At 70.7% G+C, this 21,679-nt stretch carries 19 protein-coding genes and 1 pseudogene; 3 read left to right on the top strand and 17 right to left on the bottom strand.

Features of this window, described 5'->3' with window-relative positions; all coding sequences use genetic code 11:
* Positions 1–3: 3 nt before the first annotated feature.
* The 3 genes and pseudogenes from ACGFU7_RS22755 to leuA form a co-directional block, all read right to left on the bottom strand.
* A pseudogene (locus tag ACGFU7_RS22755) lies at positions 4–285 on the bottom strand (response regulator transcription factor); the annotation flags it as partial.
* Positions 286–367: 82 nt separating this feature from the next.
* On the bottom strand, positions 368–1,045 hold the full coding sequence (locus ACGFU7_RS22750) for a TerB family tellurite resistance protein (protein ID WP_393697826.1): 678 nt from the start codon (positions 1,043–1,045) through the stop codon (positions 368–370).
* A gap of 207 nt (positions 1,046–1,252) precedes the next feature.
* Positions 1,253–3,040 carry a 2-isopropylmalate synthase gene (gene leuA, locus ACGFU7_RS22745; protein WP_393697825.1) on the bottom strand — a complete coding sequence of 596 codons (1,788 nt, stop codon included), beginning with the start codon at positions 3,038–3,040 and terminating at the stop codon, positions 1,253–1,255.
* A gap of 295 nt (positions 3,041–3,335) precedes the next feature.
* Between leuA and ACGFU7_RS22740 the strand changes: the two genes are divergently transcribed.
* Positions 3,336–4,412: a M4 family metallopeptidase gene (locus ACGFU7_RS22740; protein WP_393697824.1), complete on the top strand. Its 1,077-nt coding sequence runs from the start codon at positions 3,336–3,338 to the stop codon at positions 4,410–4,412.
* A gap of 36 nt (positions 4,413–4,448) precedes the next feature.
* Positions 4,449–4,715 (top strand): protealysin inhibitor emfourin, encoded by a 267-nt coding sequence (locus ACGFU7_RS22735; protein ID WP_393697823.1) that lies wholly within the window; start codon positions 4,449–4,451, stop codon positions 4,713–4,715.
* Between the two features lie 152 nt (positions 4,716–4,867).
* Here the strand turns inward: ACGFU7_RS22735 and era are convergent, their stop codons facing one another.
* The 9 genes from era to ACGFU7_RS22690 form a co-directional block, all read right to left on the bottom strand.
* Positions 4,868–5,842: a GTPase Era gene (gene era / locus ACGFU7_RS22730; RefSeq protein WP_393697822.1), complete on the bottom strand. Its 975-nt coding sequence runs from the start codon at positions 5,840–5,842 to the stop codon at positions 4,868–4,870.
* A gap of 62 nt (positions 5,843–5,904) precedes the next feature.
* Entirely contained in the window at positions 5,905–6,849 is a 945-nt protein-coding gene (locus ACGFU7_RS22725; RefSeq protein ID WP_393697821.1) for a WxL protein peptidoglycan domain-containing protein, read from the bottom strand.
* Positions 6,850–6,932: 83 nt separating this feature from the next.
* A complete protein-coding gene (locus tag ACGFU7_RS22720) occupies positions 6,933–8,312 on the bottom strand; it encodes a beta-xylosidase (protein WP_393697820.1) in 1,380 nt (459 codons plus the stop codon).
* 214 nt (positions 8,313–8,526) lie between these two features.
* Positions 8,527–8,880 carry a cytidine deaminase gene (locus tag ACGFU7_RS22715; RefSeq protein ID WP_393697819.1) on the bottom strand — a complete coding sequence of 118 codons (354 nt, stop codon included), beginning with the start codon at positions 8,878–8,880 and terminating at the stop codon, positions 8,527–8,529.
* Between the two features lie 214 nt (positions 8,881–9,094).
* Positions 9,095–9,448 (bottom strand): MmcQ/YjbR family DNA-binding protein, encoded by a 354-nt coding sequence (locus ACGFU7_RS22710; protein ID WP_393697818.1) that lies wholly within the window; start codon positions 9,446–9,448, stop codon positions 9,095–9,097.
* Positions 9,445–10,737 (bottom strand): hemolysin family protein, encoded by a 1,293-nt coding sequence (locus ACGFU7_RS22705; RefSeq protein WP_393697817.1) that lies wholly within the window; start codon positions 10,735–10,737, stop codon positions 9,445–9,447. The genes ACGFU7_RS22710 and ACGFU7_RS22705 overlap by 4 nt, the downstream gene beginning before the upstream one ends.
* Positions 10,734–11,231: an rRNA maturation RNase YbeY gene (gene ybeY / locus ACGFU7_RS22700; RefSeq protein WP_327275325.1), complete on the bottom strand. Its 498-nt coding sequence runs from the start codon at positions 11,229–11,231 to the stop codon at positions 10,734–10,736. Before ybeY ends, ACGFU7_RS22705 begins: the two co-directional genes overlap by 4 nt.
* 12 nt (positions 11,232–11,243) lie before the next feature.
* The gene (locus tag ACGFU7_RS22695) at positions 11,244–12,272 is read right to left on the bottom strand and encodes a PhoH family protein (protein WP_393697816.1); all 1,029 of its coding nucleotides are present in this window, start codon (positions 12,270–12,272) and stop codon (positions 11,244–11,246) included.
* A 176-nt stretch (positions 12,273–12,448) separates the two neighbouring features.
* Positions 12,449–13,573 carry a carbohydrate kinase family protein gene (locus ACGFU7_RS22690; RefSeq protein ID WP_393697815.1) on the bottom strand — a complete coding sequence of 375 codons (1,125 nt, stop codon included), beginning with the start codon at positions 13,571–13,573 and terminating at the stop codon, positions 12,449–12,451.
* 339 nt (positions 13,574–13,912) lie between these two features.
* Here ACGFU7_RS22690 and ACGFU7_RS22685 point away from each other — a divergent pair, with 339 nt between their 5' ends.
* Positions 13,913–15,274, top strand: coding sequence for an MFS transporter (locus ACGFU7_RS22685; RefSeq protein ID WP_393697814.1), 1,362 nt, complete (start codon positions 13,913–13,915; stop codon positions 15,272–15,274).
* On the opposite strand, the gene ACGFU7_RS22680 is transcribed toward ACGFU7_RS22685, so the two are convergent.
* The 5 genes from ACGFU7_RS22680 to ACGFU7_RS22660 all read right to left on the bottom strand — a co-directional run bounded on the left by ACGFU7_RS22680 (position 15,238) and on the right by ACGFU7_RS22660 (position 21,594).
* Complete coding sequence (locus tag ACGFU7_RS22680) at positions 15,238–16,230, bottom strand: adenosine deaminase (RefSeq protein ID WP_393697813.1); 993 nt, start codon at positions 16,228–16,230, stop codon at positions 15,238–15,240. The two genes, ACGFU7_RS22685 and ACGFU7_RS22680, sit on opposite strands and share 37 nt — an antisense overlap.
* Before the next feature lie 38 nt (positions 16,231–16,268).
* The gene (locus ACGFU7_RS22675; protein WP_393697812.1) at positions 16,269–17,177 is read right to left on the bottom strand and encodes a ribonuclease Z; all 909 of its coding nucleotides are present in this window, start codon (positions 17,175–17,177) and stop codon (positions 16,269–16,271) included.
* An 18-nt stretch (positions 17,178–17,195) separates the two neighbouring features.
* The gene (locus ACGFU7_RS22670; RefSeq protein ID WP_393697811.1) at positions 17,196–17,555 is read right to left on the bottom strand and encodes a histidine triad nucleotide-binding protein; all 360 of its coding nucleotides are present in this window, start codon (positions 17,553–17,555) and stop codon (positions 17,196–17,198) included.
* A 191-nt stretch (positions 17,556–17,746) separates the two neighbouring features.
* Entirely contained in the window at positions 17,747–20,980 is a 3,234-nt protein-coding gene (locus ACGFU7_RS22665; protein WP_393697810.1) for a S41 family peptidase, read from the bottom strand.
* 80 nt (positions 20,981–21,060) lie between these two features.
* The gene (locus ACGFU7_RS22660) at positions 21,061–21,594 is read right to left on the bottom strand and encodes a hypothetical protein (RefSeq protein WP_393697809.1); all 534 of its coding nucleotides are present in this window, start codon (positions 21,592–21,594) and stop codon (positions 21,061–21,063) included.
* Positions 21,595–21,679 lie beyond the last annotated feature (85 nt).

The raw sequence follows: 21,679 nt of genomic DNA, 5'->3' as shown, positions 1-21,679 counted from the left end.
GTCTCAGTTTCCGTCCGCCCCGCCGGCCGCCGGTACGACCAGCCCCGATTCGTACGCGACGATCACCAGCTGGGCCCGGTCGCGGGCGCCGACCTTGCCGATGATCCGGCCGGCATGGGTCTTCGCGGTGAGCGGGCTGAGGCCGAGGGTCTCGGCGATCTCGGCGTCGTTCAGCCCGCGACCGACGAGGCAGAGCACCTGACGCTCCCGTTCGGAGAGGCGGTGCGGACCGCCCGGCAGCCCGGCGGGCTCGGCGGAAAGCGGACGGTACGTCGCGCCCGGGGCCGACTTCGCGGCTACTGCCGCAGTGGGCGCACGGGCCCGATTACTCCCTGGGGAGTACGCGCCCGGTGCAGACGGGGGCCGTTCAGGAGGGGGTACGCGCCGCTGCGGCGAGCAGCCGGGCCGTGTCCTCGGCGCAGAGCTGCAGCGCCCCGCCGACCGTGGTCAGCACCTCGCGCTCCGCCTGCCCGTACGGGCCGTCGGCGAGCGCGATCCTGGCGCCCTGCAGCAGGATAGATTCACGTCCGGCGGGGGCCAGATGCGGGGCGAGGGGTTCCAGCGCCTCGTGCAGTTCGATGGCGAGGGCCGCGCCGCAGGCCTCGGCCGCCGGGCCGAAGGCGGAGCCATGGCCGATGTCGGCGGCGAGCACCTCGACGACGGTGGAGAGCTGTTCCTCCGTGCAGTCGTCGAATCCGGCGTCGCGCACGGTGGCGGCCGCGGTCTCCAGGACCGTACGGGAGGTGGTGCCGCCGGCCGCGAGGACGCCGAGCGCGACCGTGTGGACGGCGTCCCGGAGCATGGCGGAGAACCGGGTGGTGGTGGGGTGGTCGAGCACATCGGTGTCGAAGTGGGCCCGGCAGGCGGCGCATTCGACAACGGGGCCCGCGGTGCCGCGCCGCAGCATCGGCACGCCGAGCACCGCGAAGCGTCGACGGCCGGTGAGCCGGCGGTAGTTGCGATCACCGCCGCAGCCGGGGCAGAAGAACTCGCCGTCACCGACGGTGTCCCAGATGGTGCGGATGCCGCAGATACGCAGCTTCATGGCGCGTTGTCCCAGGGCTGACCGCACGTCGCACACCTCCGTAACGCTCCGGCAACATTGCCGTGTCGACGTGATGTTAACCACAGTCATGATGTGGCGTCAGCACCCCGGCCGTCACAACCGCCGGAGATGGCCGAACCCCGCCCCCCGGATACGGGTGGACGGGGTCCTGGGCCGTGCGACTTCATGCCCTTTCGGGCACCCGGGTCAGCGGGTGGCGCGGTTGACGGCGGAGACGACCGCCTTCAGCGAGGCACGCGTGGTGTTGGCGTCGATGCCGATGCCCCACAGGACCTTTCCGTCGATCGCGCACTCGATGTACGAGGCGGCCTGGGAGCTGGCGCCCTCGCTCATGGTGTGCTCGGTGTAGTCCAGGAGACGGGCGTCGATGCCGATGGCCTGCAGCGCTTCGAAGAACGCGGAGATCGGACCGTTGCCGGTGCCTGTCAGTACGGTGTCCGCGCCGTCCACCGTCGCCTCGACGGTGATGGTGTCCTGGCCGTCGGAGCCGGTCGTAGTCTGGCCGGAGCGGATCTGTACGCGCCCCCAGGCGTTCTCGGGGTTCGGCAGGTACTCGTCCTGGAACGTGGACCAGATCTGCGTCGGGGTGACCTCGCCGCCCTCGGCATCGGTCTTGGCCTGAATGATCCGGGAGAACTCGATCTGCATCCGGCGCGGCAGGTCCAGCTTGTGGTCGTTCTTCAGGACGTAGGCGATTCCGCCCTTGCCGGACTGCGAGTTGACCCGGATGACGGCCTCGTACGAGCGGCCGACGTCCTTCGGGTCGATCGGCAGGTACGGCACCGCCCACTCGATGTCGTCGACCGTCTTGCCCTGGGCGGCCGCGTCGGCCTCCATGGCGTCGAAGCCCTTCTTGATGGCGTCCTGGTGGGAGCCGGAGAAGGCGGTGTAGACCAGGTCGCCCGCGTAGGGGTGGCGCGGGTGGACCTCCATCTGGTTGCAGTACTCGCTGGTGCGGCGGATCTCGTCGATCTGCGAGAAGTCGATCTGCGGGTCGACACCCTGCGAGAACAGGTTCATACCCAGGGTGACCAGGTCGACGTTGCCGGTGCGCTCGCCCTGGCCGAACAGGCAGCCCTCGATCCGGTCCGCACCGGCCATGATGGCCAGTTCGGCGGCGGCGACGGCGGTGCCGCGGTCGTTGTGCGGGTGGACGGACAGGCACACGTGCTCGCGGCGCGACAGGTTGCGCGACATCCACTCGAACCGGTCCGCGTGCGTGGACGGGGTCGAACGCTCCACGGTGGCGGGCAGGTTGAGGATGATCTCGCGTCCCTCCTCCGGCTGCCAGACGTCACAGACCGCCTCGCAGACCTCCAGGGCGAAGTCCAGCTCGGTGTCGGTGAAGATCTCGGGGCTGTACTGGTAGCCGAAGATCGTCTCCGGGCCCAGCAGCTTCTCCGCGTACTCCACGACCAGCCGGGTGCCGTCCACGGCGATCTGCTTGATGTCGTCCTTCGAGCCGCGGAAGACGACCCGGCGGAAGGTGGGTGCCGTGGCGTTGTACAGGTGCACGGTCGCGCGGCGGGCGCCGACGATGGACTCGACGGTCCGCTCGATCAGGTCCTCGCGGGCCTGCGTCAGGACGGAGATCGTCACGTCCTCGGGGATCGCGCCCTCTTCGATGATGGAGCGGACGAACGCGAAGTCGGTCTCACCGGAGGACGGGAAGCCGACCTCGATCTCCTTGTAGCCCATGCGTACGAGCAGATCGAACATCTCGCGCTTGCGGGCCGGCGACATCGGGTCGATCAGGGCCTGGTTGCCGTCGCGCAGATCGGTGGACAGCCAGCGGGGCGCGACGGTGATCCGGTTGTCCGGCCAGGTGCGGTCGGGGATCTCGACGGCCTCGTACCGGCCGTACTTGTGGATCGGCATCCCGGACGGCTTCTGCAGCTGAGTCGCGTTGGTGATCGGCGTCGGCCGGCCGACAGCGGTCTCAGCAGGGGTCCGAGCGGAATTTGCGGCGGTCATGGCGTACGGCTCCTCGGGGGTCCAACCAATGGGACGGCCGACTGTGTCGCTGCAACACCAGACTCCGCGGGGAGGGGGTCGGCCTACGACTACAGGCCCTCGCCGCGGCAGCTAAGAAGAAGCAGCCCGAAACGCATGATGCAACGAGAGTAGCCGAGAGGCGCCTGATGCGTCCGTCCCGTATCAGTATGCGGGACCGGGCGCCGGAAACACCCAAGAGTGATCGATCACTCCATTTCGTCAATCTTGATCGCAACCAGTGACATCGCGGTTACCCGGTGCCACAGTCGGCTCTATGCAGCCTCAGTCTCAGCACGGGTTCCGCCCCGTCTTCTGCACCATCGTGCCGCCCCATGTCCTCGACAAACTGTCGCAGTCCGACAACCCCGATCTCGCGGGCCCCGCCCGCCGCACCCTGGAGAGCGACGCCGCCCGCCGCACCCGCCGTCAGATGGCAACGGTCGTCACCGTGCCCGTCGCCCCCGCGACCGAGGGGGAGGCATCCGACAAGCCCGACCGGACGCTGTACGACTGCCGTCACGGCACCCAGCTGCCCGGCACCGAGGTCCGCGCCGAGGGCCAGGATCCGACAAAGGATGCGAGCGTCAACCGCGCGTACGCGGGGCTCGGAGCCACTTTCGAACTGCTGCTCAAGGCGTACGGCCGCCGTTCGATCGACGGCAACGGGCTGCCGCTGATCGGCTCCGTGCACTACGACGAGAAGTACAACAACGCCTTCTTCGACGGCGAGCAGATGGTCTTCGGCGACGGGGACGGCGAGATCTTCCTGGACTTCACCGTCGCCATCGATGTGATCGCCCATGAGCTGACGCACGGCCTGACCCAGTACACCGCCAATCTGAGCTACTACGGCCAGTCCGGCGCGCTCAACGAATCGGTGTCCGACGTCTTCGGTTCCCTGGTCAAGCAGTACTCGCTGGGCCAGAGCGCCGACCAGGCCGACTGGCTGATCGGCGCCGGGCTGCTGGCGCCCCGGGTCCAGGGCGTCGCCCTGCGCTCGATGAAGGCGCCGGGAACCGCGTACGACGACGATGTGCTGGGCAAGGACCCGCAGCCCGCCTCGATGGAGGACTACGTCCACACCAGCGAGGACAACGGCGGAGTGCATCTCAACTCCGGCATCCCGAACCGCGCGTTCTGTCTGCTGGCGACGGCACTCGGCGGCAATGCGTGGGAGCGGGCCGGGCAGCTCTGGTTCGATGTGCTCACAGGTGGTCAACTGGCCGTGGACGCGGACTTCGCGTCCTTCGCCCGGCTGACGGTGGCCGCGGCCCGCAGCCGCTTCGGGGAGGGTGACGAGGCGGAGGCGGTCCTGAAGGCATGGTCGGAGGTGGGCGTACCGACCGCGTAGGACAATCCCGGCCCGTCCGGCGATGGAGGACACCGCATGCGGATTCAGGTCAGCAGAACCGGCGGCTTCGCCGGCATCGCACGCCACCGCGAGGTCGACACCACCGGACGGGCCGACGCCGCGGAGTGGGAGGCCCTGGCTGAATCGGCGCTCGCCGCGGGCCACGGCACCCCGCCCCCGGGCGTACCGGACGGCTTCCGGTACCGGATCACGGTCGGCGACCGGACGTTCCACTGCGCGGACCCGAAGCTGACCGACGCCCAGCGCGCACTGATCTCACGCGTCCTGAAGGAGGGCGCGTGAGACGGGCGTACCCGTGATTCCGGTCGGAACCCCAGCTTGCGCAGCTGCTTCGGGCCCCATCCACACGGCCGCCCTCGCACCCCTCGGCCCCTGGGGGCCTCAGCGGCTTCGGGCAGCTGCGCCGGCCTCCGGCCGCCGGACCGGAGCGGCGGTCAGAAGCCCAGCTTGCGCAGCTGCTTCGGGTCGCGCTGCCAGTCCTTGGCGACCTTCACATGCAGGTCCAGGAAGACCGGCGTGCCGAGCAGTGCCTCGATGTGCTTGCGCGACTTCGTGCCGACGTCCTTCAGCCGCTTGCCCTTCGGGCCGATGATGATGCCCTTCTGGCTGGGGCGCTCGATGTAGACGTTGGCGTGGATGTCGAGCAGCGGCTTGTCCGCCGGGCGGTCCTCGCGCGGCAGCATCTCCTCGACGACGACCGCGATGGAGTGCGGCAGCTCGTCCCGTACGCCTTCGAGCGCGGCCTCGCGGATCAGCTCCGCGACCATGACCATCTCGGGCTCGTCGGTGAGGTCGCCCTCCGGGTAGAGCGGCGGGCTCTCCGGGAGCAGCGGGGCGATCAGATCGGCCAGCAGATCGACCTGCTTGTCCTTGACCGCAGAGACCGGAATGATCTCCGCCCACTCGAAGCCGAGCTCCTCGCCGAGGCGGGAGACGGCGAGCAGCTGTTCGGCGAGCTGCTTGGAGTCGACCAGGTCGGTCTTGGTGATGATGGCGATCTTCGGGGTCTTCTTGATGCCCGCGAGTTCCTTGACGATGTACTTGTCGCCGGGGCCGAGCTTCTGGTCGGCGGGCAGGCAGAAGCCGATGACGTCGACCTCGGCCCATGTGGTCCGTACGACGTCGTTGAGACGCTCGCCCAGCAGGGTGCGCGGCTTGTGGAGGCCGGGGGTGTCGACGAGGATCAGCTGCGCGTCCTCGCGGTGCACGATGCCGCGCACGGTGTGCCGGGTGGTCTGGGGCCGGTTGGAGGTGATCGCCACCTTCTGGCCGACCAGAGCGTTCGTGAGGGTGGACTTGCCCGCGTTGGGGCGGCCCACGAAGCAGGCGAAGCCGGCCCGGTGGGGGGCGTTGTTCGCAGCCTGCTGTGCAGCGGCTTCTGTGTCAGGTCGAACGCTCATGCCGCCCATTGTCCCCGATCCTGGCGGCCCCGCCGTACCAAGGGCCGCGGCGAGGCCTGTCGCACGTCGTCTCAGGCCTTACGGATACGGCTCCGACGGGCCCGTATCCACATCCCCGTACCCCCGCCGACGATCACCAGCAAGGCCCCGGCCACCAGCCAGGGCAGTGCGAAGTAGGAGACTGCGGCGGACTCGCGGGTGTCGCGGGCGCTCGCTGTCAGTTCGATCTCGCCCCATTCCAGCTGGGGCGCGTCGGCCCATTGTTCGGTCAGCCGGACCTGCTGGCGGGGCAGCAGCTCGGAGGGGATCTTCTTGAGATCGCGGGCGAGCAGGGTGCGGCCGAAGAGGCCCTCGGCCTTGAGGGCGACCTTGGGGCTGAGGGTGACATTGCCCCGGTTGTGGAGCGTGTACGAGATGACGGCGCGGCTCTTCCCGGTGCCCGGGACCAGCGGCTGGGTGTGCTCGACCTTGACGTCGTCCACGGAGAGGGCGGGCATGACCGGTCCGTTGACCCGCAGATAGATCCGGGCTCCGACCGCCTTCTGGATGCCGACGGCGACGGCTCCCGCGTCGGCGGGGCCGATGCGTTCGTCGAGGGCGACGAGTGCGCCGGGGTGGTCGCCCGGCTCGGCGTCCTTCGGGACGGTGAGGGTGACGGGGACGGTGACGGAGCCGTGCGGCCGCACGGTGACCCGGTCGCGGTCGGTCCTCGCCCAGGCGCCGACCGAGCGCTGTTTCTCGTTCTGTGCGCGCACGGCGAATCCGCCGTCGCGTGCGGTGTTGTAGGCGTCGGCCGCGTACAGCCGGAAGGTCTGCGGCCGATCCGTCTTGTTGGTGACGGTGACCTTGTCGTCGAGCGTGGCGCCGGGGTCGGCGGAGAGGTAGAAGTACGGGCGCTGACCGGCCTGTGTGGTGGCCGGGTAGACCGACCAGCTGCCGTTGTCCGCGGCGTGGACCGTGGGGGCGCCGATCAGCAGGAGGGCGCCGGCCAGGAGGAGTACGTACAGCTTGCGCACGGTGCGAAACCCCCGGTTGGTCTCGGGACGGGGCGGTCCGGGCGGGTGCGCGCCCGGTCCACCGGTTGATCGGGGCTGCTCGGTCACGTGAGGGTGAGGGTGAGCACGCCGGAGTACGCGCCGGGGGCGGTGTACGCCGGTACGTTCAGCGCGAGCCGGGCGTCGACGGTGAACTCACCGCCGGTGAAGGTCCCGTTCGGCGTGGACGCCAGCGTGGCGCCCGCGCTGCCGACCGGTCCCTCGGAACCGGCCGCACAGGTGCTGGGGCTGCCGGCCTTCGTGGCGCAGACCGGGGTCCAGCCGAGTGCGGATGCGCCGATCGTCGCGCCGCCGGGGCCCTTGAAGTCGGTGACCTTTCCGGTCAGGGACCAGCCGGCGGGGCCGCCGCGGTAGTCCTCGACCGTCACCGTCTGCAGGGAGCCGCGGGAGGCGCCGCCCTTCCCGAAGTCGACCGCCGACATCTCGACGGTGTCCCCGGCCTGGACCATGGACAGCGTGCCGGCCTTGACGGACGAGTTGAGCTGCTGGCTGCCGTCCGGGATCTCGCCGCCGCCGGTGACGGTGTAGGCCTGCGGGCCCGCGCCCTTGGCCGCGTCCCAGCTGCCGCCCTCGTAGGCGACGATGCCGGTGGTCGCCGGATCGTCGACGGTGAGTTGTGCGCTGAATCCGCCGGAGCCGTCCGCCTTGACGGTGGCCGTGTCGGCGGTCTGGGTGTCACCGGCCCGGCCCGCGAGCGTGATGTCCGCGCCGGCGGTGAACTTCCACCCGGTCACGGTGACCGGGTCGCCCGCCTTGCCGGATGCGGTCCCGAGCTGGATGGCGCGCTCGTTGACCTGGCCGCCGCCGTCCGTCGCGATGATCGTCTCGGAGACGGGGGCGGGCGGGTCCGTCACCGTGCAGGGGGTGTCCAGTTCCATGATGTAGCTGGTGTGGATGTTGTAGTCGCCGGGCGACAGCGTGATCTGACCGGGCGTGGTGACCGTGAAGGTGCCGGTCATCGAGAACGACGGGAAGTCGCCCTTGCCGGGTACGGGGTCGTTCTTCTTCGGGCCCGCGACGGTGACGCTCGCGGACTGCGCACCGCCGACGGTGACCTTGCCGGTCGGCGTCATGATGTCGGCGGGCAGTGCCAGGTCGACCGGGTTGCCCGCGGCCGGTTTGACGACGGTGTACGTGACCGTGACCGTGTCGCCCACCTTCGGGGCGGCGTTGTCGACGGTGATCTCGGCTTTCGTCGTCCCGTCGATCGGCGGGATGCCCGCGATGGCCGGCGGAATGCAGTGGGTGGGGAAGTCCACCGGCACGGAGGCCGTCACCATGGCCTGCGCGGGACCTGCGAGTCCCCCTCCCCCGGCTACGACGAGCGCGCCCACGCCCAGCGCGGCGGCCCAGCGGCGGCCACGCCGGGGACGCCCTCGGGCATCGGATCTTCGCAGGCTGATTCTTCGAACGGTCGGATGCATGGAGCCCCTCCTGCCGGATGCGGCGCAGCGGCTCTTCTGCGCCGACAGGGGGCCATTGACGACTCCGGCCGAAAAGAAGTCAATGGAAGCGAAATGCGCTGACTGATGGACCATCAGATGCTGTCAAGATCCGCATTCCTCTCACATGGTGTGCGAACGCCCCGCGCCGGTGGGGCGCGGGGCGTTCGCACACGGTGTGTGGATTCTGTCGGCGTCAGCCCGCTGTCACGCTGACCCGCAGCGTGCCGTCGGGTCCGGCGAGCAGGACCGGTGTGTCCGGGCCGCCCAGGTCCCGTACCGCGGCGCGGTCCGCGTCCGACGGAGTCTGCGCCTCGGAGACGACCGCGGCCGCCTCCAGCGAGGTGGCGCCGCTGGCCACGGCCATCGCCACGGCGGTCTGCAGCGCGCTGAGCTTCAGCGACTTCAGCTGCACGGTGCCCGCGACATACGTACGTCCGGTCTCGTCCCGCACGGCCGCGCCCTCCGGGACACCGTTGCGGGCGCGGGCGCTGCGCGCCAGCGTGACGATCTTGCGGTCCTCGGGGCCGAGGTCGGTGCTCTCAGTCATGTGCCGAGCATACGAACCGGGGGGGCCTGTTCCCCGCCCCGCCCCTTCCCGTAACTGCGGGCACCACCTCCGGGCCCCCGCTCCTCGATCGCCAAAGGGGCTTACTTCTCGGCCTCGCCGGCGTTTGAGGCGCGGGGTCCGGGGCGGAGCCCCGGTTCGGGAAAGGACGGGTAGGGGAACAAGCCCGCCGCAGGCGCCCCACCCCAGCAGGGACCTACGCCCGGTCCAGCCTCAACCGCTCCGCCTTCGGCAACCCCGCCACCACCAGGTCGTAGGAGTCCTCGATCAGCTCACGGAGCACCCGGTCCGGCACCCCGGACACCGTCACCGTGTTCCAGTGCCGCTTGTTCATGTGCCAGCCCGGCACCACCGCGTCGTACTCCTCCCGCAGCCGCACCGCCTCGTCCGGATCGCACTTGAGGTTCACCGTCAGCGGACGCGCGTCCAGCGTGCTGAGCGCGAACATCTTGCCGAGCACCTTGAAGACGGACGTCTCCGGCCCGAACGGGAACTCCTCCACACTCGCGTTGAACTCCAGGCAGAACGCCCTCAGCTGCTGCGGAGTCACCCCGCGCCCACCCCCTCCGGCCCCACGGGCTCCACCAGCACCGTGACGATCTTGTTCCGGCGACCCGCCGGGGACTCCGCCGTCAGCCGGAGCCGACGGCCGTCGGGCAGGTCGACGACCGACGACGCCCCGGCGATCGGCACCCGGCCCAGCGCCTTCGCAAGCAGTCCGCCGACCGTTTCCACATCCTCGTCGTCGTACTCGTCGAGGCCGAACAGATCCCCGAGGTCGCCGATGTCGAGGCGCGCGGTCACCCGGAAGCAGCCGTGCTCCAGCCCCTGGACGGGCGGGAGTTCGCGGTCGTACTCGTCGGTGATCTCACCGACGATCTCTTCGAGGATGTCCTCGATGGTGACGATGCCCGCCGTACCGCCGTACTCGTCGATCACGACGGCGACATGGCTGCGGTCCTGCTGCATCTCGCGCAGCAGATCGCCGGCGTTCTTCGTGTCGGGCACGAACGCCGCGGGCCGCATCGCCGTGGAGACCAGATCGGCCTCCGACTCGCGGTTGATGTGCGTCTTGCGGACCAGGTCCTTGAGGTACACGATGCCGACGATGTCGTCCTCGTTCTCCCCGGTGACGGGGATCCGCGAGAAGCCGGAGCGCAGCGCCAGGGTCAGCGCCTGCCGGATCGTCTTGTAGCGCTCGATGCAGACCAGGTCGGTCCGCGGCACCATGACCTCGCGTACGAGCGTGTCACCGAGCTCGAAGACGGAGTGCACCATGCGGCGCTCCTCGTCCTCGATCAGCGACTCCTGCTCGGCGAGATCGACCATCGCCCTCAGTTCGGCCTCGCTGGCGAACGGTCCCTTGCGGAACCCCTTGCCCGGCGTCAGCGCATTGCCGATGAGGATCAGCAGCTGCGGGATCGGGCCCATGACCCTGGCCAGCGGCAGCAGGACGTACGCCGCTGCCGTGGCCGTGTTCAGCGGGTGCTGGCGGCCGATGGTGCGCGGCGACACACCGATGGCGACATAGGAGACGAGGACCATCACGGCCATGGCGACGGCCAGCGCCTCCCAGGTCTCCGGGAACTCCTTCAGACAGGCGTACGTGACAAGCACACCGGCCGACATCTCGCAGGCGACCCGCACCAGCAGGGCGACATTGAGATAGCGCGTCGGATCCGCCGCGACCTGTTCCAGCTTCTGGCTGCCGCGCCGCCCGGAGCGGACCGCCTCGGCGGCCCGGAAGCTCGACGTACGGGCGATGCCCGCCTCCGCACAGGCCGCCAGCCAGCCTATGACGACCAGCAGGACAGCACCCAGGACGAGGGGAACGCTCACGACACGGTGGGGGCGGGCGACGGACCGGTCAGGCCGTGCTCGGCGCGCCAGCCGTCGACGATCGCGGCCTGGAGGCCGAACATCTCGGCCTTCTCGTCCGGCTCCTCGTGGTCGTACCCGAGGAGATGCAGCACTCCGTGGACGGTGAGGAGCTGGAGCTCCTCGTCCATGGAGTGCTGGGTCTCCGCGTCCTCGCCCTGCTTCTTGGCGACCTCCGGGCAGAGCACAATGTCACCGAGGAGCCCCTGCGGGGGCTCCTCGTCGTCCTTGGACGGCGGACGGAGTTCGTCCATCGGGAAGGACATGACATCCGTGGGCCCCGGCAGGTCCATCCACTGGATGTGGAGCTGCTCCATGGCGTCGGTGTCCACCACGATCACCGAGAGTTCGGAGAGCGGGTGGATCCGCATCCGTGCGAGCGCGTAGCGGGCGATGTCGAGGATCGCCTGCTCGTCGACCTCGGTTCCGGACTCGTTGTTGACGTCGATCGACATGGTGCGCTGCGACTACTTCCCGTTGTGGCTGTCTCGGCTGTCGTACTTCTCGTACGCGTCGACGATACGGCCGACCAGCTTGTGCCGGACGACATCCTGGGAGGTGAGCCGGGAGAAGTGCACGTCCTCGACGCCGTCCAGGATGTCCTGGACCTGGCGCAGACCGCTCTTGGTCCCGTTCGGCAGGTCGACCTGGGTGACGTCACCGGTGATGACGATCTTCGAGTCGAAGCCGAGCCGGGTCAGGAACATCTTCATCTGCTCGGCGCTGGTGTTCTGTGCCTCGTCGAGAATGATGAACGCGTCGTTGAGCGTGCGGCCACGCATGTACGCCAGGGGCGCCACCTCGATCGTGCCCGCCGCCATCAGCCGCGGGATCGAGTCGGGGTCGAGCATGTCGTGCAGCGCGTCGTAGAGCGGGCGCAGATACGGGTCGATCTTCTCGTAGAGCGTGCCCGGCAGGAAGCCGAGCCGCTCGCCCGCCTCGACGGCGGGACGGGTCAGGATGATCCGGTTGACCTGCTTGGACTGCAGGGCCTGGACCGCCTTCGCCATGGCGAGATAGGTCTTGCCGGTGCCTGCGGGGCCGATGCCGAACACGATCGTGTGCTTGTCGATGGCGTCGACGTACCGCTTCTGGTTGAGCGTCTTGGGGCGGATCGTGCGACCGCGGCTGGAGAGGATGTTCTGGGTGAGCACCTCGGCCGGCGTCTCCGGACCGTCCCCCTCGCCGCTCTCACTCGCCCTGAGCATGGCGATCGAGCGTTCCACTGCGTCCTCCGTCATCGGCTGACCGGTGCGGAGCACCAGCATCATCTCGTCGAACAGGCGCTGGATCAGGGCGACTTCCGTCGCGTCTCCGGCGGCGCTGACCTCGTTTCCCCGGACATGGATGTCGGCCGCCGGGAAGGCCGTTTCGATCACGCGCAGCAGGGCGTCACCTGAGCCCAGAACGGTCACCATCGGATGCTTGGCCGGAACGGTGAAGTGGGCTCGCGCCTGCCCCGGCGCGGGGGTCTGGGCTGTGGGTGTCTGAGTCATGGGCCGGCTCTGTGGCCTGCACATACCTCCCGTTGCAAGGTTCTCGCCGATCGACAACCTCTGGATTACCAAGCGTACGACTCCGCACCGACAACACCGAGGTCTTTTTCGCACACGCTGCGAACACATGTGCCTCCGGGTTGGGGCCTGTCCGGCGGATCAGGGTCGGACAGGGCCTATGCCGGGCGGCGGAAGCCGATTGTCGGGACGGCCCGGCGCAGCGGCCACGGCCGGGCGGCGGCGGGCAGCAGTTCCTCCAGGAACGCGTACCGCTGGAGCGCCGCCGGGTCCTGGTCGGCGAAGGTGCGTACCTGCTGCCACCAGGCGGCGATCTCCTCCCAGTCCGGCGCCGACAGCGATCCGCCGAACTCCTGCACCGAGAGCGCCGCGGTGAGTCCGGCGAAAGCCAGCCGGTCGGCCAGCGGCCAGTCCGCCAGGGTGCCGGTGACGAATCCGGCGACGAAGACATCGCCCGCCCCGGTCGGGTCGAGGGCCTCGACCTCGATCGCGGGCACCACGGCGCTCGCCCCGGTCGCCGCGTCCACCGCGTACGCGCCCTCCGCGCCCAGGGTGACCACGGCGAGCGGCACCCGCTCGGCCAGGGCATGGGCGGCGGCGCGCGGGCAGTCGGTGCGGGTGTAACGCATGGCCTCCTCGGCGTTGGGGAGGAAGGCCTGGCAGTGCTCCAGGTCGGTGAGGGCGTCCAGGTCCCAGCGGCCCGTCTCGTCCCAGCCGACATCGGCGAAGATCCGGGCGCCGTTCCTGGCCGCCTTGGCGACCCAGGGCTCGCTGCGGCCGGGGACGAGCGAGGCGATGGCGGCCCGGGCGCGGGGCGGGCAGCTCGGGAACACGGGCTCCTCGGCGGGGATCGCGGCGCCGGAGGTGCCCGCGGGGCCCGGGGCCTCGTGGCCGTGCGAGACCATCGTCCGCTCGCCCTCGTACGCCATCGAGACGGTCACCGGCGAGTGCCAGCCGGGGACGGTGTGCGACATGGACAGGTCGATGCCCTCGCCCTGTTCCAGAGCGTCCCAGCAGTACTCCCCGTAGTGGTCGTCGCCGAACGCCGCGGCCAGTGAGGTGTGCAGTCCCAGCCGGGCCAGCGCGGTGGCCATGTTGGCGACCCCGCCGGGGCTGGAGCCCATGCCGCGCGCCCAGGACTCGGTACCGCGCACCGGGGCGCTGTCCAGGCCGGTGAAGATGATGTCGAGGAAGACCGTGCCGGTGAGGAAGACGTCGCAGTCCGGGTCCTGCGGGGCGCGCAGCCCGTCCAGTGGGTCGATGCCTGGAATGTCTGTGCTCACCTTGCACTCCCCGGTCGTGGCAGATCTGGCCAGTGTGCCCGATTCCCCTCCGCAACAGGAGGGTCCGCGCCGCCACTTCCGGAGGGCTGGTGGCGACCTCGCACATACAGACGTTGACCTGCATAAACACTCACTGCTACCCGCATGGTCGGAGGGCAAACGCGCATGTGGCCCAGATCACGCAGGGGCACCTTTCGGCCACCCGGAAGCAGTTGATACAAATTGGCCCGCGAGCCCCGTCGGCAACAGTTGCCGACGTGTGCCCCGCCTCCCCCCGTATTTCCCGCATTGCCCTCCCCTGCCTTCTCTGCCTCCTTCGGCATGTCTTCAGGAACGCCCATGTCCTCGCGCCCTCGCGCCGCGTGGCCCCTGGTCGCCGTGTTCACCGCCGGTTACCTCGCCGCCTATCTGCTCCCCACCATCGTCGGGCGGCTCTCCGTCCATCTGGGCCTCAGTACGGCCCAGGCCGGTCTGGTGGGCAGCGCCCTGCTGCTGAGCTCGGCGACCGCCGGGTTCACGCTGGCGGGCCGGGTCGAGACGTACGGGCCGCGAAGGCCGGCCCGGATCGGACTGGGGCTGGCCATGGTGGGGTACGGCTGCGCCGCGCTGGCGGGTTCCGTGCCGCTGGTGGTCATGGGCGCGATGATCGGCGGCTTCGGCTCCGGTACGGCGACCGCGGTCGCCGCGGCGGGCATCGCCGCCCAGCGCGATCCGCACCGGACCTCGTCGCTCGGGCTGCTCAGCGTCTCCGCGACGGCGGGCGCCCTCTATCTGACGATCCCGCACCTCGGCGGCGGCCACCGGCTGCCGTTCGCCTCGATCGCCCTGGCCGCCCTGCTCGTCTGGCCGGCCACCGCACGGCTCGGCAGCGCCGCACCCAGCGGCACCGCCGCCGCCCCCGTCGCCGGCCGGCTGCCGCACCGCCGTTCCGGTCTGGTGCTGGCGGGCGGAATGCTCGTCTGGTCCATGGCGCAGAACGCGCTGTGGGGAGTCAGCGGCCGGATCGGCGTGGTCCAGGCCGGGCTCTGCGAGGTCACCGTCGGCGCGGTGTTCGCCGCCGCGCTCGGCGCGGGTCTGCTCGGGGTGCTGGGCGCCGGGGTGCTGGGCGCCAGGCTCGGCCGGGCGGTGCCGATCGGTCTGGGCACCGTGATCATCGCGGTGAGCATCGTGCTCAGCTCGTCGGCCGGGAATCTCGGTTCGTTCGCGACCGGCGAGATCCTGTGGAACACCATCTACCCGGTGGTCCTGTCGTATCTGATCGGCCTGGCCGCTTCCCTGGACGTACGGGGCCGCTGGGCGGTCCTGGCGGGCTCCACCTCATCCGTCGGGGTGGCCTGCGGACCGGTCCTCGGCAGTGTGCTGTCCGAGCAGGCCGGCTACCCGGTCATGGGCCTGATCCTGGGCGCCGTCACGCTCCTGGTCGCGGCCCCGGTCACGGCCGTCGCCCTGCACACCGGTGGCCGTCCGCTGGTGCCGGGATCGGTGCGCCGCAGGGGCGGCGCCCCGGCCGCGCTGCTCGCCGTCACCACCGGAGCGGTGCCCGGTGCCGTACCCAGGCTGGGCGCGCCCGAGCAGGCCGTCATGGAGATCAGCCTGCCCGCGCTGCGCCGCAGGCGCCTGAGCAGGAACGCGTTCCGGACGGCCGGCCCGTCGGGCGGTGCCGGTCAGTCGAACTCGTACGCCTCGACCTCGGCCAGATAGCGCGCCCTGCGCTCCTCGTCGTGGTCGAGGAAGGCCGCCTCGAAGGAGTTGCGGGCCAGTGTGCGCAGCTGCTCGTGGTCCAGGCCGAGCGCCTCGTGGACGGCGTGGAAGGTGTCCCCGACGTATCCGCCGAAGTAGGCGGGGTCGTCGGAGTTCACCGTGCAGAGCAGTCCGGCGGCCATCATGGCCGGCAGCGGGTGCTCCTCCAGGGTGTCGATGGCGCGCAGCCGTACGTTGGACAGCGGGCAGAGGGTGAGCGGCACCCGGTCGGCGGCCAGCCGCTTCACCAGGTCCGCGTCCTCCATGCAGCGCAGCCCGTGGTCGATGCGCTCGGCCCCGAGGACGTCCAGGGCCTCCCGGATGTACTCGGGCGGGCCCTCCTCGCCGGCATGGGCGACCTTGCGCAGCCCGAGCGCCCCGGCCGCCTCGTACACCTCACGGAACTTGACGGGCGGGTGCCCGACCTCCGCCGAGTCGAGGCCGACCGCGCTGATCCGGTGCAGATACGGCTTCGCGGCCTCCAGGGTCACAAGCGCCGACTCGGCGGACTGGTCGCGCAGGAAGCACATGATCAGCTGGGTGGAGATGCCGTGCTTCTCCTCGCTGCGGTCCAGCGCCCGGCCGAGCCCCTCGACGACGGTGCCGATCGGGACGCCGCGGGCGGTGTGCGCCTGCGGGTCGAAGAAGATCTCCGCGTGCCGGACGCCCTGGGCGGCGGCGCGGCTGAGATACGCGTCGGCGAGCTCCTCGAAATCCTCCTCGGTCCGGAGCACCGCCATCAGGGCGTAGTACAGATCGAGGAAGGTCTGCAGATCGTCGAAGAGATAGGCGGTGCGGAGCTCTTCGGTGTTCGCGTACGGCAGCTGCACGCCGTTGCGTTCGGCGAGCGCGAAGGCCAGCTCGGGTTCGAGGGTTCCTTCGATGTGGAGGTGGAGTTCGGCTTTGGGGAGGTGCACGGGTTTTTCACGCTCACAAATGGTGGTGCTGATGTGTTTCAGAGGTGCCGGGTGGGCACGGGAACCCGGCTGAGGTCCCGGGCGACGGTCAGTTCGCCCTCGAACCCTGCGGCGCGGGCCTGGGCCTCGAAGAGGGCCGGGTCGTCGTACCGCTGCGAGAAATGCGTCAGCACGAGGTGCCGTACGCCCGCGTCCCGGGCCACCCGGGCCGCCTGGCCGGCGGTCAGATGGCCGTGGTCCGTGGCGAGTCGTTCGTCCTCGTCGAGGAAGGTCGACTCGATGACCAGCAGGTCGCATCCCTCGGCGAGTACGTGCACGCCGTCGCAGAGCCTTGTGTCCATGATGAACGCGAACCGCTGCCCGCGCCTGCGCTCGGAGACATCGTCGAGCGTGACACCGCCGAGGGCGCCCTCGCGCTGGATCCGGCCGACGTCCGGCCCCTTGATGCCGTGCTCGGCAAGTTTCGCGGGCAGCATGCGGCGCCCGTCGGGCTCGACGAGCCGGTAGCCGTACGACTCGACGGGGTGCGAGAGCCGGTGGCTGCTGAGCGTGTACGCGTCCGTGGTGGCGAGCACCCCGTCGGCGGCGACCGGTGCCTCGGTCAGCTCGACGGACTCGCGGTAGGCGGTCGCGTACCGCAGCCGCTCGAAGAAGTGCTGTCCGCTCGCCGGGTAGTGCGCGGTGACCGGGTGCGGGACCTGGTCGAGGTTGATCCGCTGGATCACCCCGGCCAGGCCGAGCGAGTGGTCGCCGTGGAAGTGCGTGACGCAGATCCGGTCGATGTCGTGCGCGGCGACGCCGGCCCGCAGCATCTGGCGCTGGGTGCCCTCACCGGGGTCGAAGAGGATGCCCTCGCCGTCCCAGCGGAGCAGATAGCCGTTGTGATTGCGGTGCCTGGTCGGGACCTGGCTGGCGGTGCCGAGGACCACGAGTTCGCGTACGGACATGGTGTGCGATCGACCGTTCTAGCCGGGGGGCCACTGCAGTCCGCGGCCGCCCAGGACGTGGGCGTGTGCGTGGAAGACGGTCTGGCCGGCGCCGGAGCCGGTGTTGAAAACGACCCGGTAGCCGCTGTCCACGATCTTCTCGTCGGCCGCGATGTGTCCGGCCTCGCGCAGTATGTCGGCGGCGATCCCCGGCTCGGCGGCGGCGAGGGCGGCGGCGTCCGGGTGGTGGACGCGGGGGATGATGAGTACGTGGGTGGGGGCCTGCGGGTTGATGTCCCGGAAGGCGACGGTGGTTTCGGTCTCCCGGACGATGGTTGCCGGGATGTCACCCGAGACGATCTTGCAGAACAGGCAGTCGGGCTGCGGTTCTCCCGCCATGGGGTGGCTCCTCGGTCGGTGGTGATCGTTGTACGGGCATGCTAGCTGGCGGGTACTACCGGGGGCGGAGCCCCCGGTAGTACCCGCTCCTCAAACGCCGGCGAGGCTGAAATTCACGCCGCACCCGGCAAAATCAAGCGCCTCCGGCGATCGAGGAGCGGGAGTCCGGGGGCCAAGCCCCCGGCGCACCCCTAAGCCCCCGGCCGCTCCGGCGCCCGCTTCGCCGGGGTTTCCGCCAGCGACGCGAGCGCGATCCGGATCGCCTCGTCCAGCTGCGGATCCCGCCCCGCAGCATGATCCTGCGGCGCCATCACGACCTCGACATCGGGATCGACCCCGTGGTTCTCCACACCCCAGCCGTAACCCTCGAACCAGAACGCGTACTTGGGCTGGGTGACCGACGTCCCGTCCACGAGCTTGTACCGGCTGTCGATGCCGATCACCCCGCCCCAGGTGCGCGTACCGACCACCGGCCCGATGCGCAACGCCTTGATCGCAGCGTTCACGATGTCGCCGTCCGAGCCGGAGAACTCGTTGGCGACGGCCACCACGGGGCCGCGCGGCGCGTCCTCCGGGTAGCTGTACGGCTGCATGCCGCGCGGCATGTCCCAGCCGACGATGCGCCGGGCGAGCTTCTCCACGATCAGCTGCGAGGTGTGGCCGCCCCGGTTCTCCCGGACGTCCACGACCAGCCCCTCGCGGGCCACTTCGATCCGCAGATCGCGGTGGAGCTGCGCCCAGCCCGAGCCGACCATGTCGGGGACATGGAGGTAACCGAGGCGTCCGCCGGAGTGCTCGTGGACGTAGGCCCGACGGTCGGCGACCCACGCGTGGTAGCGCAGCGCCTCCTCGTCGGCGACCGGTACGACGACGACATGGCGCGGGTCGCCGCCGTCCACCGGTGAGACGGTCAGCTCGACCGGTTTGCCGGCCGAGCCGGTGAGCAGCGGTCCGGGCCCGGCCACCGGGTCGACGGGGTGCCCGTCGACGGCGAGGATCGCGTCCCCGACGCGTACCGCCACGCCGGGTGCGGCGAGCGGCGAGCGGGCCGCCGGGTCGGAGGTCTCGGACGGCAGGATCCGGTCGATGCGCCAGCTGCCCTCGTCCGTACGGGAGATGTCCGCGCCGAGCAGCCCCTGCCGGGCCGAGTCGTCGCGCCATCCGCCGGTCGGCGTCACATAGGCGTGCGAGGTGCCGAGCTCGCCCTGCACCTCCCACAGCAGGTCGATCAGGTCGTCATGGGTGGCGACGCGCTCCAGCACCGGGCGGTATCGGTCCAGGACTCCGTCCCAGTCGATGCCGGCCATGTCGGGGCGCCAGAAGTTGTCCCGCATGATGCGCCCGGCCTCGTCGTACATCTGGCGCCACTCGGCGGCCGGGTCGAGGGTCCGGCGGATCCGGGAGAGGTCGACCGTGACGCTGCTGTCGCTGCCGCCGTCGTGGTCGTCGTCACCGGCCGGGACACGGCTGTCGGACGGTACGACGCGCAGCTTGCCCCGGGTGTGCAGGACGATCCGCTTGCCGTCGCCGCTGACCGCGAAGCCGCCGACGTCCGAGGCGAGTTCCTCGCAGCGCAGCTTCTCCAGGTCGTACCGTTCGAGTACGGTCTCGGGCCCGCGGGCGTCGGGCGTGGCGCCGCTCGTACCGAGCACTCCGGTCACCGGGTGGCTCAGCCACAGCAGCCCGTCCTTCGCGGCGCGCAGCGTGGAGTAGCTGGCGGCCTCGACGGGCAGCGGCACGATCCGGTCGGCGAGTCCGTCGAGGTCGATCCGGGTGACGGGCAGCGCGGTCGGGTTGTCCTCGCTCTCGCCGCTCTTCTCCTTCTCGGTCGGGCGCCCGTGGCGCTGCGGCCCGAACGGGGAGGGCGTGGTGGCGGCGAGCGTCAGCAGATGCGGACGGCAGGCGCCGATGAACGCCAGGTCGAAGACATGGGCGTCGTAGACCGGGTCGAAGGACCGCTCAGAGAGGAACGCGAGGTGCTTGCCGTCGGTGGTGAACGCGGGGGCGAAGTCCCGGAAGCGCAGCGGGGTGGCCTCGGCGACCGAGAGATCGGCGAGGTGCGCGAGCTTGAGCTGCCTGAGCGGCTCGGGCCCGGGGTGCGACCAGGCGAGCCAGGAGGAGTCGGGCGAGAAGACGAGGCCCGAGGCGTCGCCGTGCTCGCTGCGGTCCACCTCGTGGACCTCGCCGCTCTCCCGCTCGACGATCAGCACCCGCCCGTCGTGCGCGGCGACGGCGAACCGGCTGCCGTCCGGGGCCGCTTCCAGGTCGAGGACCCTGCCGATACGGCCCGCGGCGAGGCGGCGCGGTACGGCGCCCGGTGCGGTGCCGGTGGCGGGTGCGCATTCCAGTGCGTCGTCGCCCTCGGCGTCGGTGACCCAGACGACGTGCTGGTCGCCGTCGGCCTGGAAGGTGCGGGGCAGCCTGGCCCGTACGCCCGGTTCGACGGCGAGCGCCCGGGCCGGGCCCTCGCGGTGGGTGACCCAGTGGACGGCGCCGCGCGTTCCGACGGCGCTGCCGCGGCCCGTACGGTCCGGGGACGCGGAATCGAGGTTGCTGCCGGCGTGCACCGAGTGGGGCTGGAGGTCGGCGCGCTGGCCGCCGAGCCGGATGCCGATGCGGCGGGGCTCGGCACCTTCGAGGTCGTCCAGCAGCCAGAGTTCACCGGCCGAGGCGTAGCCGACGCGGGTGCCGTCGGTGGTCGCGTGGCGGGCGTAGAACCCTTCGATCCCGGTATGGCGGCGCAGGTCCGAGCCGTCGGGGAGCGAGGAGTAGAGCGCGCCCACACCTTCGTGGTCCGAGAGGAAGGCGACGCGGTCACCCACCCACATCGGGGACTCGATGTTCCCGTCGATGTCCTCGTGAAGCCGTACGAACTCCGCCGGGCCGTCGCTCGCGCCCTCCTCCGCGATCCACAACTTGCCCGCGGTACCGCCCCGGTAGCGCTTCCAGGTGGCGGCCTCGCGCCCCATGGTGGCCGCGAGCAGCAGGACCCGTCCGCCGGGCCCGTACGCGAGGGAGCCGACCGGCCCGTACGGCAGGGTCCGCGCGGGCCCGCCGTCGACCGGGACGGCCCTGGCCCAGCTGCGCCGCAGCGACGCCTGTCCCTGGGTGCTGATGACCAGTACGTGGCCCTCGGGCGTCCAGCCGCGTACGGAGGTCCGTGCGTCGCCCCAGTACGTGAGCCGCTTGGAGGGGCCGCCGTCGACCGGTGCGACGTGCACTTCGGGCACCCCGTCCCGGGTGGACGTCCAGGCGACGCGGGTTCCGTCGGGAGATATCCGCGGGTTGGTGACAGGTCGGTTGTCGGCGCTGACACGCCAGGCTCGGCCGCCGTCCAGCGGCGCCAGCCAGACATCGTCCTCGGCGGTGAAGGCGATCAAATCGCCCTGAACATGGGGGTATCGGAGGTAGGCAGGCTGCGTCACATCGATCACCCTAGGCCGCTGGCGTGCTCCACGGAACTGGGTTGGCCGGAGTCCGCCGGATGGTTGTGTGTCGGACACACTCACTTACCCAGGGGCGATTCGGTCACCGTGACCGTCACGGTGACCGTCGGGCGGGCGCCGCCACTGCCGCCGCCCGGGGGCGGATTCGCCCCGGCGGTCGACGGGGCGGCGTTGCAGTTGCCGAGCACATCTGCCCGGAAGACGACCTTCCCGCCGGTCTTCGCGGTCAGGTCCCCCCGCACACACCGCCCGTCGAGCTCCTGGGTGACCTTGCCGGTGATCGCGATGTCCTTGCCGTTCTTGGTCCTTCCGGTGCAGTCGACGTCCGCGATCAGGTGTGCGGAGGCGGAGGGCGAGGCGCCCCGGACTCGGTCCCCGTCGATGTCCGCCGTGCAGTTCAGCCACTGCACATCGACGCCGTTGCGCTCCAGGGCGCTGGTGCCGGTCAGGTCGGTGGTCACAGCGATGGATGCGGAGTTCAGGCTGCCCGTCGGCTCACAGGCCACGACACCTGCGACCGCCGCGCCCGCGAGTGCGGACGCGGCCAGAAAGCGACGGGTTCTTCCCTGACCCCATGCCCTTGATGTCCCCATACGGGCAGCTTCCCACCGTTCCCCCACGGAGCGGTAGACGGCTTGCGGCCACAACGGGGCGGCGCAGGCGCGCCGGAGGGGGCTT

This window comes from Streptomyces sp. NPDC048473, from assembly GCF_043200155.1.
Classification (GTDB): Bacteria; Actinomycetota; Actinomycetes; order Streptomycetales; family Streptomycetaceae; genus Streptomyces.
The sequence above is the reverse complement of the archived record's forward strand: the minus strand, read 5'-3'. Positions and strand labels throughout refer to the sequence as shown.